At 68.2% G+C, this 15,536-nt stretch carries 14 protein-coding genes; 7 read left to right on the forward strand and 7 right to left on the reverse strand.

All coding sequences use genetic code 11. From position 1 onward, the window contains the following. Positions 1 to 84: 84 nt before the first annotated feature. Positions 85 to 309, forward strand: a complete 225-nt coding sequence (locus C463_RS10785; RefSeq protein ID WP_008443677.1) for a hypothetical protein — start codon at positions 85 to 87, stop codon at positions 307 to 309. Between the two features lie 78 nt (positions 310 to 387). Here the strand turns inward: C463_RS10785 and C463_RS10790 are convergent, their stop codons facing one another. Beyond that, on the reverse strand, positions 388 to 1,365 hold the full coding sequence (locus C463_RS10790) for a hypothetical protein (protein ID WP_049905841.1): 978 nt from the start codon (positions 1,363 to 1,365) through the stop codon (positions 388 to 390). 448 nt (positions 1,366 to 1,813) lie between these two features. Between C463_RS10790 and carB the strand changes: the two genes are divergently transcribed. Together carB and C463_RS10800 are read left to right on the forward strand one after the other, a co-directional pair. Then, entirely contained in the window at positions 1,814 to 5,041 is a 3,228-nt protein-coding gene (gene carB / locus C463_RS10795; RefSeq protein WP_008443682.1) for a carbamoyl-phosphate synthase large subunit, read from the forward strand. Between the two features lie 74 nt (positions 5,042 to 5,115). Next, on the forward strand, positions 5,116 to 5,742 hold the full coding sequence (locus C463_RS10800) for a DJ-1/PfpI family protein (protein ID WP_008443683.1): 627 nt from the start codon (positions 5,116 to 5,118) through the stop codon (positions 5,740 to 5,742). 72 nt (positions 5,743 to 5,814) lie between these two features. On the opposite strand, the gene C463_RS10805 is transcribed toward C463_RS10800, so the two are convergent. Together C463_RS10805 and C463_RS10810 are read right to left on the reverse strand one after the other, a co-directional pair. Continuing rightward, on the reverse strand, positions 5,815 to 6,288 hold the full coding sequence (locus C463_RS10805) for a universal stress protein (RefSeq protein ID WP_008443684.1): 474 nt from the start codon (positions 6,286 to 6,288) through the stop codon (positions 5,815 to 5,817). Positions 6,289 to 6,351: 63 nt separating this feature from the next. After that, positions 6,352 to 7,329, reverse strand: coding sequence for an aldo/keto reductase (locus C463_RS10810; protein WP_008443685.1), 978 nt, complete (start codon positions 7,327 to 7,329; stop codon positions 6,352 to 6,354). Between the two features lie 127 nt (positions 7,330 to 7,456). Between C463_RS10810 and C463_RS10815 the strand changes: the two genes are divergently transcribed. After that, on the forward strand, positions 7,457 to 8,101 hold the full coding sequence (locus C463_RS10815) for a ribonuclease HI family protein (RefSeq protein WP_008443686.1): 645 nt from the start codon (positions 7,457 to 7,459) through the stop codon (positions 8,099 to 8,101). 21 nt (positions 8,102 to 8,122) lie between these two features. On the opposite strand, the gene C463_RS10820 is transcribed toward C463_RS10815, so the two are convergent. Beyond that, the gene (locus C463_RS10820) at positions 8,123 to 8,503 is read right to left on the reverse strand and encodes a hypothetical protein (RefSeq protein WP_008443687.1); all 381 of its coding nucleotides are present in this window, start codon (positions 8,501 to 8,503) and stop codon (positions 8,123 to 8,125) included. A 58-nt stretch (positions 8,504 to 8,561) separates the two neighbouring features. After that, the gene (gene trmB, locus C463_RS10825; RefSeq protein WP_008443696.1) at positions 8,562 to 9,614 is read right to left on the reverse strand and encodes an HTH-type sugar sensing transcriptional regulator TrmB; all 1,053 of its coding nucleotides are present in this window, start codon (positions 9,612 to 9,614) and stop codon (positions 8,562 to 8,564) included. Positions 9,615 to 9,770: 156 nt separating this feature from the next. Here trmB and C463_RS10830 point away from each other — a divergent pair, with 156 nt between their 5' ends. Then, complete coding sequence (locus tag C463_RS10830; protein WP_008443699.1) at positions 9,771 to 10,805, forward strand: mechanosensitive ion channel family protein; 1,035 nt, start codon at positions 9,771 to 9,773, stop codon at positions 10,803 to 10,805. Between the two features lie 44 nt (positions 10,806 to 10,849). Continuing rightward, entirely contained in the window at positions 10,850 to 12,469 is a 1,620-nt protein-coding gene (locus C463_RS10835) for an MATE family efflux transporter (protein ID WP_008443701.1), read from the forward strand. Positions 12,470 to 12,493: 24 nt separating this feature from the next. Here C463_RS10835 and C463_RS10840 read toward each other — a convergent pair whose 3' ends face one another. Then, positions 12,494 to 12,721 (reverse strand): DUF7385 family protein, encoded by a 228-nt coding sequence (locus C463_RS10840; RefSeq protein ID WP_008443703.1) that lies wholly within the window; start codon positions 12,719 to 12,721, stop codon positions 12,494 to 12,496. A 213-nt stretch (positions 12,722 to 12,934) separates the two neighbouring features. On the opposite strand from C463_RS10840, the gene C463_RS10845 reads away from it, so the two are divergent. Continuing rightward, entirely contained in the window at positions 12,935 to 14,176 is a 1,242-nt protein-coding gene (locus C463_RS10845; RefSeq protein WP_008443704.1) for an RNA-guided endonuclease InsQ/TnpB family protein, read from the forward strand. Between the two features lie 146 nt (positions 14,177 to 14,322). On the opposite strand, the gene C463_RS10850 is transcribed toward C463_RS10845, so the two are convergent. Then, the gene (locus C463_RS10850) at positions 14,323 to 15,519 is read right to left on the reverse strand and encodes a DUF418 domain-containing protein (protein ID WP_008443706.1); all 1,197 of its coding nucleotides are present in this window, start codon (positions 15,517 to 15,519) and stop codon (positions 14,323 to 14,325) included. Positions 15,520 to 15,536 lie beyond the last annotated feature (17 nt).

Below are 15,536 nucleotides of genomic sequence, written 5' to 3' on the forward strand. Positions count from 1 at the left end.
AACCCGTCTCACGCCACGTGTCAGACAACCGTCCGACTCCTGTCTCACTGAACCCTATATGTTCGGAGACCATACGTAAGACGTATGAGCGCCGGTGAATACGACCGGTACGACCGGATCCGCGGCGTGCTCGCCGAGGCCGACGAGCCGCTGACGGCCCGGGAGATCCTCGCGCTCGTCGAGGAGTGCGACGAATGCGACGGGATCGACAGCCCGCACCGCGTCGCCACGGTACTCGGGCGCCGCGCCGAGCGCGGCGAGGTCGAGGTCATCGCGGGCCAGCCGTACCGGTACCGGCTCGAAACCTGAGCCGGCTCGGAACGCGGAGCGATCCCGCCGCACCGAGGGGCGGATCTGCGGTCAGCTGGCGGCGGTTCGCGGACACCTCTACGGCGTGACGATCAGGTCGAACCGAGAGATGCCATCTCGGTACTCGACGACGACGTTCCGGAAGTCGACGCGGTCGTCGTAGCGCTCGATCGGTTCGAGGTCGCCGGCGATGCCGAGCGCGTCGAGGGCCTCACCGAGTTCGTCCGACGGCGGCGCGCCTTCCTCGTAGCGGCGCGGGTCCTCGGCGAGCGCGTCGTCGAGCACCCCTCGCGCGCCCGCCGAGAGCCCGGCCGCGTCGAAGTCGCGGTCGACGATCGCCGCCCGCGCGTACTCGTCGAACCGACTCCGCCGGTCGGCTATCTCGCTGATCGCGTACGTCCACTCCGGAACGTCGACGGTCCGTCGCTCCGCGACCGCCCGGAAGTACTCGTCTTCGTACTCAACGAACTCGAACGGCGGCGACGGGACGAGGGCGCTGGCGTCGGCGTCGAGGTCGTGGTGGAACTCGACCGTCTGAAGCTCGTCGAACTCGGGGTCGCCGAGGAAGCCGTCGTGGCCGGCGTACACGGCGTCGAGCGCCGCGTCGAGTACGCGCTGGTCCTGATCGGAGAGGTCGAACGGCGGCCGGGCGACCGTCGCGTCGTCGGGCGGCGTCTCGTCGATCCGGTCGACTGCGAAGTGCCACCGCTCGCGTTCGAGGACGCGCTCGTCGGCGATTCGAACCTCGTAGAAGGTCCCGTCGCGTTCGATGAACGTCGGGCGGGGTCGCGTCTCGGTCCCCCACGCGTCCCGACCGACGAGCGGCCACTGTTTGACGGTCACGCTCCCGGTCTCGAACAGGGTCGAGAGGGAGGCCTCCTTCGTCTCAGTCGCGAAGTCGACGCGAGTCACGGCGTCAACCGCGGTCGGATCGGGCCGCAGGTAGGGTCGACCGACCGAAGAAAGGTCCAGATCGTCGCCGATGAGCGCGTACGAGTCGAGGCTGCCGGGGCTGAGACAGCCGGCGGCGCCGGCATAGTGCCTAGTAGAAGTTATGAAGGTAGAGTTTGATGTGTAGCTATGTCTGGGGATCGCCGTAAAGAGATCGTCCGTCACCTCAGCNTTGAGAAGCTTACAGCTCAGATTAGTTTCGCAGCCTCTTGGATCGATGATCACCTCGGTGACTATCTTCAAAAGTTACGCTAGGTACTACGCCGGCGCCGCCGAGCAGTTGGAGGGCACGGCGGCGGGAACAGGGCATGTCGTTCCGAAAATCTCGACATCTCGGTAAATTCCTTGTGGTGGGCGGCTCAGGCCGTTGATTCGACGGTGCCGCGCTGTACGGGCCGTGCGTCGAGTCCCGGCTCGTGATGGAAGGTATCGACTATCGTGGTGTATCATATCATCCACCGTGGTGCGAATTAACTTGCGAAAATCGCAAACTCGCTGCGAGATTCGTACTCTACCGCCGACCTTATTACGATGAGCGTATTCCGTCCGCGTAATGAGCGAGGACCGGACGATTCTACTCATCGGCAGCGGACCGATCCAGATCGGGCAGGCGGCCGAGTTCGACTACTCCGGCGCGCAGGCGTGTCGCGCCCTTCAGGAGGAGGGCGCCCGCGTCGTCCTGGTGAACTCGAACCCCGCGACGATCATGACCGACCCCGAGACGGCCGACCGGGTGTACATCGAGCCGATCACGCCCGAGGCCATCGCGGAGGTCATCCGGATCGAGGAGCCGGACGGCGTCATCGCCGGCCTCGGCGGCCAGACCGGACTCAACGTCACCGCCGAACTCGCCGAGGAGGGAATCTTGGAGGAACACGACGTCGAGGTGATGGGGACGCCGCTCGACACCATCTACGCGACGGAGGACCGCGACCTGTTCCGCCAGCGGATGGAGGGGCTCGGCCAGCCGGTGCCGAAGTCGACCACCATCTCCCTCGACGACGACGAGTCGGTCACCGACTTCGACGAGGAGTACTTCCGCGAGCGCGTTCAGGACGCGGTCGACGCGGTCGGCGGGCTCCCCGTCATCGCCCGGACGACGTACACCCTCGGCGGCTCCGGCTCGGGCGTCGTCGACGAGTTCGAGGAACTGGTCGAGCGCGTCCGCAAGGGGCTCCGCCTCTCGCGCAACAGCGAGGTGCTGATCACGGAGTCCATCGCGGGCTGGGTCGAACTGGAGTACGAGGTGATGCGGGACGCCGACGACTCCTGTATCATCATCTGTAACATGGAGAACATCGACCCGATGGGGATCCACACCGGCGAGTCGACGGTCGTCACCCCGTCGCAAGTGATCCCCGACGACGGCCACCAAGAGATGCGCGACGCGGCGCTCGAAGTGATCCGCGACCTCGGTATTCAGGGCGGCTGTAACATCCAGTTCGCGTGGCACGACGACGGGACGCCCGGCGGCGAGTACCGCGTCGTCGAGGTGAACCCGCGCGTCTCGCGCTCCTCCGCGCTCGCGTCGAAGGCGACGGGCTACCCGATCGCCCGCGTCACCGCGAAGGTCGCCCTCGGCAAGCGGCTCCACGAGATCGACAACGAGATCACCGGCGAGACGACCGCCGCCTTCGAGCCCGCCATCGACTACGTGGTGACGAAGGTGCCGCGGTGGCCCATCGACAAGTTCGACGACGTGGACTTCGAGCTGGGCACGGCGATGAAGTCGACCGGCGAGGCGATGTCGATCGGCCGGACCTTCGAGGAGAGCATGGTGAAGGCGTTGCGCTCCTCCGAGTACGACCCCGCCGTCGACTTCGACGCGGTCGACGACGACGAGCTGGAGTCGGAGTACCTCGAACGCCCCAGCCCGGACCGCCCGTACGCGATGTTCGAGGCGTTCGACCGCGGCTACGCCGTCGACGACGTGATCGACCTCACCGGCATCCACCGCTGGTACGTCGAGCGGTTCGAGAACATCGCCGACGGCACCGCCGCGGCCGCCGAGGGCGACTTCACCGAGGCCGCGATGGTCGGCCGCACCGACTCGGAGATCGCGGCGACCGCGACCGCGGGCGGCGTCGACGCCGACGTGGGCGAGGTCGAGACGGCGGTGCCCGACCGCACCTACAAGCAGGTCGACACCTGCGCCGGCGAGTTCGAGGCCTCGACGCCGTACTACTACTCCGCGCGGCTGCCGGAGTTCCTTCAGGGTGCGGACACCGCGGGCGCGGCCAACGAGGTTCGCGTCGACCCCGACGTCGAGAGCGTCGTGGTCGTCGGCGGCGGCCCGATCCGCATCGGGCAGGGCGTCGAGTTCGACTACTGCGCGGTCCACGCGGTGCGCGCGCTCCGCGAGTTGGGCATCGACGCGCACGTGATCAACAACAACCCCGAGACGGTGTCGACGGACTACGACACCTCCGACGGGCTGTTCTTCGAGCCCATCTCCGCCGAAGAGGTCGCCGACGTGATCGAGACCACCGGCGCCGACGGCGTGATGGTCCAGTTCGGCGGGCAGACCTCCGTCAACGTGGGCGAACCGCTTCAGGCCGAGATCGAGCGCCGCGGGCTCGACTGCGAGATTCTGGGGACCGGCGTCGAGGCGATGGACCTCGCGGAGGACCGCGACCGGTTCAACGTCCTGATGGACGAGCTGGGTGTCGCCCAGCCCGAGGGCGGCACCGCGACGAGCGAGGCCGAGGCGCTCGAACTCGCACACGGGATCGGCTATCCGGTCCTCGTGCGTCCCTCCTACGTGCTGGGCGGCCGCGCGATGCGGGTCGTCGAGGACGACGCGGAGCTGGAGGAGTACATCGAGGAGGCCGTCCGCGTCTCTCCCGACAAACCCATCCTCGTCGACCAGTTCCTCGACGACGCAGTCGAGCTGGACGTCGACGCGGTCGCGGACGGCGAGGACGTCCTCCTCGGCGGCGTGATGGAGCACGTCGAGAGCGCGGGCGTCCACTCGGGCGACTCCGCGTGTATGATCCCGCCGCGGTCGCTGGGCGAGGAGACGCTCGGCCGGGTCCGCGAGGTCACCGAGGACATCGCCCGCGCGCTCGACACGGTCGGCCTGCTCAACGTCCAGCTGGCGGTCACGGGCGTCGAGAGCGACGCGGAAAGCGAGGTGTACGTGCTGGAGGCGAACCCCCGCTCCTCGCGGACGGTCCCGTTCGTCTCGAAGGCGACGGGCGTCCCCATCGCCAAGCTCGCGGCGAAGGTGATGACCGACGACCTGACGCTCGCCGACCTCGACGTCGACGAGCAGATCCCCGAACACCGCTCCGTGAAGGAGGTCGTCCTCCCGTTCGACCGCCTGCCGGGGTCGGACCCGCGGCTCGGCCCGGAGATGAAGTCGACCGGCGAGGTGATGGGCACCGCGACCTCCTTCGGCAAGGCGTACGACAAGGCGCAGGACTCGACCGGAAAGCCCATTCCGGAGTCGGGCACCGCCGTCGTCGACCTTTCGGCCGAGGAGTTCCCGGACCCAGGCACTGAGGCGGGCGAGGCGCTCGTCGACGGGTACGCCGAGCACTTCGATCTCAGCGAGGCGACGGACCTCATCGAGGCGGCGAAGCGCGGCGACCTCGACCTCATCGTCTCGCGCCAGCGCGACCTGCTGGAGGTGGCCGTCGAGGAGGAGATCACCTACTTCTCGACGCACGCCTCCGCGACGGCGGCGCTGGAGGCGCTCGACCACGCGGGCGACGACCTCGACGTGATGGCGGTGTCGGACCGACCGAAGCGCGTCGCGGAGTGGGGCGCGGGCGAGTAAGCGGCGGTGACGGTCCGAAATTCGGGCTCTTCTAAGGGGGAACGCACAAGCCGTCCGCCGCCCTGCGGACCGGTGTGAACGTCGATATTCTGATCTACGACGGGTTCGACGAACTGGACGGGATCGGCCCGTACGAGGTGTTCGACTACGCGCTCCGCTACGCCACAGACGACGAGGACCGCGCCGGCCGCGTCCGGTACGTCACGCTCGACGAGCGAGAACGCGTGACCGCGAGCCACGGGACCCGCGTCGGCGTGGACGGGACGCTCCCCGACCCGAAAGCCGACGACGCGCCCGACCTGTTGGTCGTTCCCGGGGGCGGGTGGAGCGCGCGCGACGAGGAGGCGAGCGCGTGGGCGGAGGCACAGAAGGGCGACGTGCCGGACGCGCTCGCGGCGCACCACGCGGCCGGCACGCGCATCGCCTCGGTGTGTACCGGGTCGATGCTGCTCGCGGAGGCGGGCGTCACCGACGGCCGCCGGGCGGTCACGAACGCCTCGGCGATCGAGGAGCTCCGCGAGTCGGGCGCCGAGGTCGTCGAGGCGCGCGTCGTGGACGACGGCGACCTCCTCTCCGCGGGGGGAGTCACGTCCGGGATCGACTTGGCGCTGTACGTCGTCGAACGCGAGTTCGGGAGCGACGTCGCCGACCGCGTGGCGACCGTCATCGAGTACGAACGACAGTACGAGGTCGCGGAGTAGACGGACTGCGGGGACGACGAGCGTTCCCCGCCCACGAGCCCGACGAGCGTTCCCCGCCCACGCGCCGGACGCTCAGTCGCCGTCGTTCGGGAGGGGGACGTCGCCGTCGTCGCCGCTTTCCGCCTCGTCGCCCGTGGTCTCGCCGTCGGCGTCGACCGTGATCACGGTACAGTCGAGCTCGCCGCGCAGGAACGAGTCGATGTCCGGGTCGGAGAGCAGCTTCTGGACCATCCGCCGCCACCGGCCGGCCTGCTTCGAGCCGATGACGACGATATCGGCCCCCTCGGCGACGATCTCTTCGAGGATCGTCTCCTCGACGAGGAAGCCGCGGCGGACGACGTAGCGCGCGCGGTCGAGCCGACCGATCCGCTCCTCGACGGCGCGCTTGAGGTCGCTGCGCGAGACGCCGCCCGAGCGCTGGTACAGGTCGACGTGGAGGATCGTGAGGTCGGCGCCGCGCTCCTCGGCGATGCGAGCCGCCTCTCGGAGCGTCGCCGCCGAGTGCGACGAGGGAGGGAATCGGACCGGGACCACGACGAGCGTCATGTCAGACCGGTGGGACCCCCGGCGTAAATACGCTGTCGGTGTGGCGGCTGCCCGGCCCGCCGCTCAGTCGTGGCCGTCGATCGGGACCGGCTCGTACGGCTCGGCCAGCCAGTCGAGGTCCGAGTCCGAGAGGTCGATTTCGAGCGCCTCGACGGCGTCGACGACGTACTCCGGCTTCCGCGCGCCGACGATCGGCGCGTCGACCGCGTCCTGATGGAGCAGCCACGCCAGCGCGATCTGCGCCATCTTCACGCCCTGCTCCGCGGCGAGTTCCTCGACGCGCTCGTTTATTTTCCGGCCACCGTTCGCCGCGTACGTCGTCAGCCGGTCGTGGAGGTACTGGTCGGTTTCGCCGCGGACGGTCGCCTCCAGCTCCTCGTGTGGCCGCGTGAGGTACCCGCGAGCCAGCGGGCTCCACGGGATCAGCCCCACGTCGCGCCCCTCGCAGAGGGGGACCATCTCGCGCTCCTCCTCGCGGTACGCGAGGTTGTAGTGGTTCTGCATGGTGACGAACGGCTCGTACCCCCCGCGCTCGGCCGCGTGAAGCGCCTCGGCGAACTGGTAGGCCCACATCGAGGAGGCCCCCACGTGGCGAACGTCTCCTCGTCGGACCGCGTCGTCGAGCGTTCGCAGCGTCTCCTCGATCGGCGTCTCGTCGTCCCAGCGGTGGATCTGATAGAGGTCGATCGCGTCCGTGCCGAGCCGATCGAGGCTGTTCGACAGCTCCTGTTCGATCGCCTTCCGCGAGAGCCCGCCGGAGTTCGGGTCGTCGTCGTCCATCTGGAAGTAGCCCTTCGTCGCGATCACCTGCCGGTCGCGGTCGTACCCCTCCAGCGTCTCGCCCAGAACGCGCTCGCTCGCGCCGGTGTTGTAGGCGTTCGCGGTGTCGAAGAAGTTGATCCCGTGTTCGATCGCGGTGTCGACGACGTCCTGCGCCTCTTCGGCCGAGAGGTGCCACTCGGCGTCGCCCCCGAAGGTGTTGGTCCCGATCCCGATCCGGCTCACCTTCGTCCCCGAACTCCCGAGCGTGGTGTACTCCATACGACGGCCACGCGCGGCGGGGAGGAATGCGTTCGGTTCGCGGCCGCGACCGCGGGCTTTTGCCGCCCGCTCCCGAACGGACTCGTAATGAGTCGGGACGGAACGCGAAGCGCGGTCGACGCCTGAGATGGACCGCCTCCCCACCGAGCGGCTCTCGCCGCTCGCGAGCCGCGTCGACGACGTCCTCGCGCTGTACGGCTACGAGATGCGACCGGCGATCGACGCCATCGACGCCGCCGTGACCGGCTACGGCGGCCTGTTCGACCCGACGACGACCGACGCGGAGATCCGGACCGCCGTCGAGGAGGTGCTCGCCGCCGACCCGCCGCCGGCGAGCGACGACCCGCGTGCGGCCGCCGGCGACGCCGTCGTCCTCTACGTCGACGGGAGCTCGCGCGGGAACCCGGGGCCGGCCGGCGCGGGGGCCGTGCTGCTGGTCGACGACGACCCACTCCTTCAGTTGGGCCGGCCGGTCGGCACCAGCGCCGAGAACAACACCGCGGAGTACGCGGCGCTCCACCTTGGGCTCGAAGCCGTGGCCGCGCGCTGCGACCCGGCTGCGGTCGAGGTCCGGATCGACTCGCGGACCGTGATCGACGACGTCTGGGGGGACGGCGACGGGGTCGCGGCGGCCGCGCCGTACCGCCCGGCGATCCGGGAGCGGCTCGGGGCGCTGCCGGCCTGCGAGTGGACCCACCTCGCCGACAGCGATCCGAATCCGGCGGACGCGCGCGCCGCGGTCGGCGCCGACATCGCGGCGCTCGGCCCGTAGACGGCACCGACCGCGACCGCGTTACGACCCGTCTTCCTCGTCGCCGGCCGAGACGACCTCGGGGTCCCCTCTCGGGGGTTCGAGCCGAACCGGGTGCCGCGTGTGTCGGGCGTGGGTCCGCGCCCAGCGCCGCGCGGGCCGCTCGGAGAGGAACCGCTCCCCGTCGGGACAGCGGTCGCACCGAGCGACCCACGGAGTCACGCCGTCCGGGTAGTGGCCGGTGTGACGCTCGTGGTCGAGCGCGAACTGCTCGATCGCGTGGCTCCCCGGATCGAGGTCGTCGACCTCGCGGTCGAGCGTCCACTCCCGGTCGCATCGTTCGCACGAGACGGTCGGTCCCTCTCGGTCGTTGGAAAACCCGTCGTCGGAGAATCCATCGTCGGAGAAGCCGTCGTCGGTCACGGGATCGCTTCGGGGCGCACACACTTGAACGGCGACGCCGCAGTGTCCCGAAGGCGCCTCAAAGCGCGGGCGGCTCGTCGCGGCCGATGACGATCTCCTGCCCCTCGACGTCCTCCAAGGCGGCGACGCGGCCGCCGATCTCGACGCGCCCGTTCTCGGTCTCGACGACGAGCGACGCGACCTCCTCCGTCTCCACGATCGCGACGTCGACCACCTTCCCGCGGACCGTCACCTCCTCGCCGGTCTCGATGTCACGGCCCTCGACGGTCGCGTAGAACTCCTCGTCGTCGAACTCGCGGACGTCCTTCACGGCGCGGCGGATGGAGGCGTAGCGGCGCGGGAAGGGCCGCTCCTCCCCGTCGGCGGCGAGCGTCTCCGCGGTCGTCCACAGAACCGTCCCGAAGAAGCCCGAGACGAGGAAGCCGAGGGCGGAGCGGTTGAAGATGACGCCGTAGCGCTCGCGGTCGTCTCGCAGCGCGTCCTGCGTGGCGTACACGGAGTACTCGCCGTCGCCGACGGCGAGGACCGGCGTGGTAATCCCGCGGCGAGCGCGAGCGATGGTCGCGACTTCGAGGTAGTCGAACTCCGTCGGATCGGGCGCGTTCGACGCCGGCGTGACGAGCAGTTCGACGCTGACGCCCGCGGCGACCTTCGCGGCGAGTTCGTCGCGGAACCGCCGAAGGAGCCCGGGCGTGAGCGACAGGGCGAGCTCGTACTCCGCGTTCGCGATCACCTCTTCGAGGTACCGGAGGATCGTCGAGCGCGACTTCACGAGCGACACCGCCTCCGTCTCCCGCGTCGGCGCGGTGTATCGGGCCTCCAGCTCGTCAACCATCTCCGTGAACGACGAGCGCAGTTCGCCGAAGGCGTCGTCGGGGTCGACGGCGACGATCTTCATCGGCCGCGACTCGCGGAGCTCGACGAGCCCGCGGTCCGAGAGGCTCCGGACGGTGTCGTACACCCGCGGCTGCGGGATGTCGGTCCGGTCGGCGATGTCGCTCGCCGTCAGTTCCCCGTGTTCCAACACCGCGAGGTACGCGTCGATCTCGTACTCGCCGAGGTTGAACCGGTCCCCGACGCGGTCGAGGGTGTCCCGGAGATCGTCGGTCATGGTCAGACGAACGGGGGCGGGGATTATAGCTTTTTACTATGAGTCGAGTTGTACGCGTTTTCGGAGCGTGGTCCTCACCGCGGGACCCGCCGGCCGGTTCGCCGCCGGACGTACGCGGGGAGAAACGCTTTTTCGGATGGCCGACGGCGAATTCCCATGGTCTTCCCGGAGGGGGCGGCGATGGCGGGAGTCGTCTCGCGGCTCGACGGGCTCGTCTCGCGGCTCGCGGATCTCCCGGGAACCGGCGTTCTGACGGTCGTCGCGTCCGTCGCGCTCGGCGTCGTCGTCGCCAACTTCCTCGTCCGACTGATCGGCCGGCCGGTGGCGCGTCGCGTGTCGCGACAGAGCGTCGCGCAGACGATCGTCCGGGGCGTCCGAGTGGGGACGATCGGGGCGGCGCTCCTCGTCGGTCTCAGCGCGGCCGGCTTCCAGTTCGAGGAACTCCTCGTCGGGACGGCGGTGTTCTCGGCGGTCATCGGTATCGTCCTCGCTCCGCTGGTGGGGAACTTCATCAACGGCGTCTTCATCCTCGCCGACCAGCCGTTCGAGATCGGGGACATGATCGAGTTGGAGGACGGGACGACCGGGTTCGTCGAGGACATCACGATCCGCTACACGAAGATATTCACGCTCGATAACACGTTCCTCGTCGTGCCGAACGGGACGATGCGCGAGCGCGACGTGACGAACTTCTCGGCCGAGGACGAGCGGACACGGCGGTCGATCGACGTCCTCGTCACCTACGAGAGCGACATCCCGGAGGCGCGCCGGCTCGTCGAGCGCGCCGCGCGGGACTGCGAGGCCGTCATCGACGGCGGGCCCGACATCCGCATCGGGGTGGCGCGGTACATGGCCGGACCGGACTGTCGGCTCCACGAGTTCGGCGACGACGGAATCTTACTCCGCCTCCGCTACTGGGTGAAGAAGCCGTACAAGCTGGCGAAGGTCCAATCGGACGTGAACACGCAGATCCGGCAGCGGCTGGCCGACGCGGACGTGGAGATGGCGTACCCGCACCGCCACCTCGTCTTCGACGACACGTCCGGTGTCGCCCGCGTCGACGCCGGGGCCGGGTCGCCGGCGGACGGCGACGCCGCCGCGGGCTCGGAGCCCCCCGGAGCGGACGGTTCGGAGTCGTCGAGCGCCGTCGACCCCGGCCGCGACCGGGGCGACCTGGGGACCGGAGGATGACCGAATCGGAAGTCTGATAGAGCGCCCCCGGCGTTTGTGTAGCAGTGAGCGACGAGCCCGCTGCCGATCCCTCCGATCCGTCGGACTCCACCGACGGGCCCGACGACGCCGTCAAGCGCCGCGAGGGCGACACGCCCGGCGACGGCCCCGAGGACGACGGCCCGCTCGACGACGAGTCGATCACCGAGGGGAGCCTCCTCCGGCCGCTGTTCCGCCTCGCGTGGCCGATCGTCGTCATCCAGCTGTTACAGGTGACGTACAACATCGTCGACACCCTCTACCTCGGCCGGCTCTCGGCGGAGGCCGTCGGTGCGATCAGCCTCGCGTTCCCGCTGATCTTCCTGCTGATCGCGGTCGCCGGCGGCTTCACGACCGCGGGCGCGATCCTCGTCGCGCAGTACACCGGCGCCGACGGCGACGGCTCCGCCGGACTCGTGGCGGGACAGACCATCTTCACCGTCTCGGTGCTGTCCGCGTTCATCGGGGTCGGCGGCTACTTCTACACCCGGCCGGCCCTCGAAATCCTGCCCAGCGACGCGGACACCGCTGCGACGGTGATCCCGCTCGCGGCCGACTACATGGAGGTCATCTTCGCCGGGATCCCCTTGATGTTCGGCTTCTTCGTCTTCTCGGCGCTGATGCGCGGCTACGGCGACACGCGGACGCCGATGGCGGTGATGTTCATCTCCGTCCTCCTGAACGTCCTGCTCGACCCGTTCTTCATCTTCGGGTTCGACGGGAACCCGCTGTTCGAGTGGCTCGCCGCCGTGCCGGGTATCGCCGCGCTCGACCTCGTCGCGCTGGAGGCGACGCTGCTCTCGATGACGGGGGTCACCGGGATCGGCATCCAGGGCGCCGCGCTCGCGACCATCCTCTCGCGGGGCGTCGCGACGGGCATCGGGCTCTGGATCCTGTTCGGGACCGGGTACGGGCCGAACGTGACGTTCGGCCACCTCGTCCCGGACCTCGACTTCATCCGCGACATCTTCCGGCTCGGCCTCCCCTCCAGCGTCGAGCAGACGACGAGCGCGCTCGCGATGATCACGCTCACCGCGATGATCGTCACCTTCTCGCCGCCGGTCGTCGCGGCGTACGGCCTCGGGAACCGCCTCATCTCGCTCGTGTTCCTCCCCACGATGGGGCTCGGCCGCGCCATCGACACGATGGTCGGGCAGAACCTCGGCGCGAACCGCGCCGACCGCGCGGGCAAGGCCGTGAAGTTCGCCGCCACGACCGGCGCGGGCGTGATGTTCCTCGTCGCGGTCGTCGCCGTGACGTTCACCGAGCCCATCGTCGGGGCGTTCCTCGGCGACGTGCCGGACGCGCCGGCGACGATCTCTTACGCGGTCGAGTACGTCCGGATCCGGTCGGTCGAGTTCGCCTTCATCGGCGTCTCGCAGGTGATCCTCGGCGCCTTCCGCGGCGCGGGCAACACGAAGACCGCGATGGTCATCTCGATCGTCACCCTCTGGGTTGGTCGGGTCGCGAGCGTGGCGTACCTCGTGTTCGTGGCCGGGTGGGGAGAGACCGGCGTCTGGGTCGGCATGGCGCTCGGAAACATCCTCGGCGCGGTCGTCGGCGTCGCGTGGTTCTCGCGCGGCACGTGGACCGAGCGCTACATCGACGACCCAGAGCCCGCCGTCGACCCCGTTGGCGACGACTGACGGACTCAGCGGTCTCCCGTTCGCTCAGTGCCTGAACAGATAGACCGCGTCGCCGTCGCGGAGCAGACAGAAGCGCGCGCCGTCGTTCTCCGGGAACGTCGTGCCGGCCTGTCGCGTGAGGAACAGCCGCGAAAAGACGTCCTCGCACACCGGACACGCCATCTCTTCCCTGTTCTCCCAGAGGCTCGTGCGGCCCGAGTCGCGGAGCTGTTTCAGCTCGTGGCGGTGGTCGTGAACGTCGAACTCGCTCATAGGCGGGGGTTCGACGGGAAGGTGTTGAACGTGTCCTCGCGAGTCTCAGTTCGGAGAACGCGGACTCAGCATTTTCGAGGTGGAGCCTCCGGCCTCGAGCGAACGGAGTGAGTGAGTAGGCTGAAGAGGAAACCGACATAGTACGACACAACCGGCATACCTCGACTACCTGACTCCCAAGAGTTTAAGAAGCGTTAGAACTACATCTGAAATATGGAGGTCCGACGTACTGCACCCGTCAAACTTGTCGTTCCCGACGAGCGCCGCGACGACCTCCACGAGTCCGCCCGGCAGTTCCTTCACTGCGCCAACCGTGCCGCCGAGTTCTGTTGGTCCGACGACTCCTACACTGATTGTGTCACGGCCAACACGACCGCACGAGACGCACTCTACGATGAACTCCGGGAGGAAACCGATCTCACCGCGAACCTTGTCCAAGAGGCCATCCGACGCGCCGTACAAGCGACGAAAGGATGCGTCGAACGGTGGAAACAAGCGAAGCGAGTGAGCCAACCGGAGTTTACGTCGTGGAGTATGCTCTACGACAAGCGCAGCGCCACATTCTATCGGAACAAAGTCTCGCTCTCAACCATCAACGGACGTGTAGAGTGTGATTTTGAACTCCCCTCGGATAGCCCGACGCCCTACGACCAGTACGTGCTGTCCGATGAGTTTGAGTACCGGGCGAGTACGCTTCAATATGATAAGGCGACCGACGAGTTCTACTTCCACATCACCACGCGGAAGTATGACTCCGAAGAAGACAACGATTCGTCCGAGGTTTCGGAAGATGCCGGGCACCAAACAGTCCTCGGTATCGACCTCGGCGTTAACAGCCTCGCTGTTTCCTCAACGGGGCGCTTCTGGCAGGGAGACGACTACGACCACTGGTGTCGTGAGTTCGAGAAGCGGCGTGGTGAGATGCAACAGCGCGGCACGCAAGCCGCACACAAGGCCCTGCTTCGCCTCGGCAAGCGCGAAGAAGCGTGGCGGAAACAGTACATCCACACGGTTGCCAACGAGATCGTTTCGGAAGCCGTCGAACACGACTGCGACGTAATCGTGTTCGAGGACTTGACCGACATTCGTGAGCGACTTCCGCACGCGAAGTGGCACCACGTGTGGGCGTTTCGACGGGTGTTCGAGTACGTCTCCTACAAGGGACCAGAGGAGGGTGTCTCCGTGGAGGAGGTTGAGCCGAACCACACGTCCCAACGCTGTTCTCGGACGGACTGCGGGTTCACACACGGCGACAATCGCCACGGAGAACACTTCCACTGCCAGAAGTGCGGGTACGAAGTGAACGCGGATTACAACGCGGCGAAGAACATTGGCGTGCGATACGGCCGGAAGCGACAACACAAACTCCGTTCCTCGCCCAAGTCGGGGAGTGGAGACGCACCAGTAGACGTGCGTGTGAATGGTGGGACGTTCACGAGAGCGGAGCTCTCGTGAGCCAACCAGAACGCTTTGCGTTCTGGTGACGTTGAACGGCGAGAGTCACCAGCCTATTGCTGGCGACTGATTGTCGGGAGTCCACATCAAAGCCCCACCCTCAAGGACCGAGGTCCGTATGCGCCGAGGGAGTAGGGTGGGGTAGTTTACTTCTCCAACCGCAACGGCTGTTTCTCCCCGTAGGTGAGCGTCCGCCACACCCACTCGACGGGGCCGAACCGGAAGTACCGCAGCCACAGCACCGAGAGGGGGACCTGAACCGCCCAGATGGCGACGACGATCCCGTACTGCTCGACCCGGCTGACGTATCCGAACAGCCCGAACCCGTGCCCGTAGAAGATCGTGGTGGCGATCACCGTCTGGAGCAGGTAGTTCGTGAACGCGGTCCGCCCGACCGCGGCGAACGCCCGCGTCACGGGGCCGTCCGGCCGACGCTTTGCGTACAGCATGACGAGCCCGACGTACCCGCCGGCCACGAGGAAGCTCCCGACGAAGTTGAACTGGAGGAAGAACAGCGCGGCGTCGGCGCTCCAGTCGTTCGCCCGGATGTACGCGACGCCCGCGACGACGATTCCGAGGCCCACGACGCCGGCGGCGACGAGCCGCCGGTACAGCGTCCGCGAGCGGTCGCCGGTCAGGACGCCCCACTTGTACAGCGCCATGCCGAGCAGCATGGTGCCGCCGATCTGCCAGAAGCTCTCGAAGATGGCCAGCTGTCGGTTGAACGCGGCCGGCACCCGGTGGTCGAGCTGTTGGAGCCAGCCGCCGCGGTAGGCCGCCACCTCCTGTCGGATCGCGGCCTCCGACGGCGCCCAAGACCCCCCGATCGCCTCGGCCCCGAGCGTCACCGCGGCGAACAGCCGCAGGCCGACGAAAAGCAGGAGGAACGCGACGCCGAGCCCGGCCAGCTTCCGCGCCTCGAGGTCGCGGGCGAACACCAAGAACAGCGCCGAGAGCCCGTAGGCCACGAGGATGTCGCCGTACCACAGCACGTACGCGTGGAGGAGCCCGATCGCGATGAGCACGGCGGTCCGGCGATAGTGGAGCCGAACGGCGTCCTGCCCCTTCCGCTCCTTGCTCTCCGCGAACAGGACGATGCCCGCGCCGAACAGCGCCGAGAAGATCGTGATGAACTTGTTCTGCGCGAACACGTGGCCGACGAACCAGGCCCAGTAGTTCGCGCCCGTGAAGTCGCCGTACGAGGTGGGGTTGATCAGGGTCGACTCCGGCATCGCGAACACCCAGATGTTGATGGCGAGGATACCGAGCAGCGCGAACCCTCGGAGCGCGTCGAGGCTGGTGATCCGTTCGGAGGGCGGCGTCGGGCCGGAATCGCGAGTCACGAGTTGTCAGAGGGGAA

Origin of the sequence: Halorubrum californiense DSM 19288, assembly GCF_000336875.1 — an archaeon.
GTDB lineage: Archaea > Halobacteriota > Halobacteria > Halobacteriales > Haloferacaceae > Halorubrum > Halorubrum californiense.

Bases quoted from the DNA above. Each gene is read 5' to 3' on its own strand.
- C463_RS10810 (WP_008443685.1), bottom strand. From the start codon at position 7,329: ATGGAGTACACCACGCTCGGGAGTTCGGGGACGAAGGTGAGCCGGATC.
- C463_RS10840 (WP_008443703.1), bottom strand. From the start codon at position 12,721: ATGAGCGAGTTCGACGTTCACGACCACCGCCACGAGCTGAAACAGCTC.
- carB (WP_008443682.1), top strand. From the start codon at position 1,814: ATGAGCGAGGACCGGACGATTCTACTCATCGGCAGCGGACCGATCCAG.
- C463_RS10805 (WP_008443684.1), bottom strand. From the start codon at position 6,288: ATGACGCTCGTCGTGGTCCCGGTCCGATTCCCTCCCTCGTCGCACTCG.
- C463_RS10830 (WP_008443699.1), top strand. From the start codon at position 9,771: ATGGTCTTCCCGGAGGGGGCGGCGATGGCGGGAGTCGTCTCGCGGCTC.
- trmB (WP_008443696.1), bottom strand. From the start codon at position 9,614: ATGACCGACGATCTCCGGGACACCCTCGACCGCGTCGGGGACCGGTTC.
- C463_RS10785 (WP_008443677.1), top strand. From the start codon at position 85: ATGAGCGCCGGTGAATACGACCGGTACGACCGGATCCGCGGCGTGCTC.
- C463_RS10845 (WP_008443704.1), top strand. From the start codon at position 12,935: ATGGAGGTCCGACGTACTGCACCCGTCAAACTTGTCGTTCCCGACGAG.
- C463_RS10815 (WP_008443686.1), top strand. From the start codon at position 7,457: ATGGACCGCCTCCCCACCGAGCGGCTCTCGCCGCTCGCGAGCCGCGTC.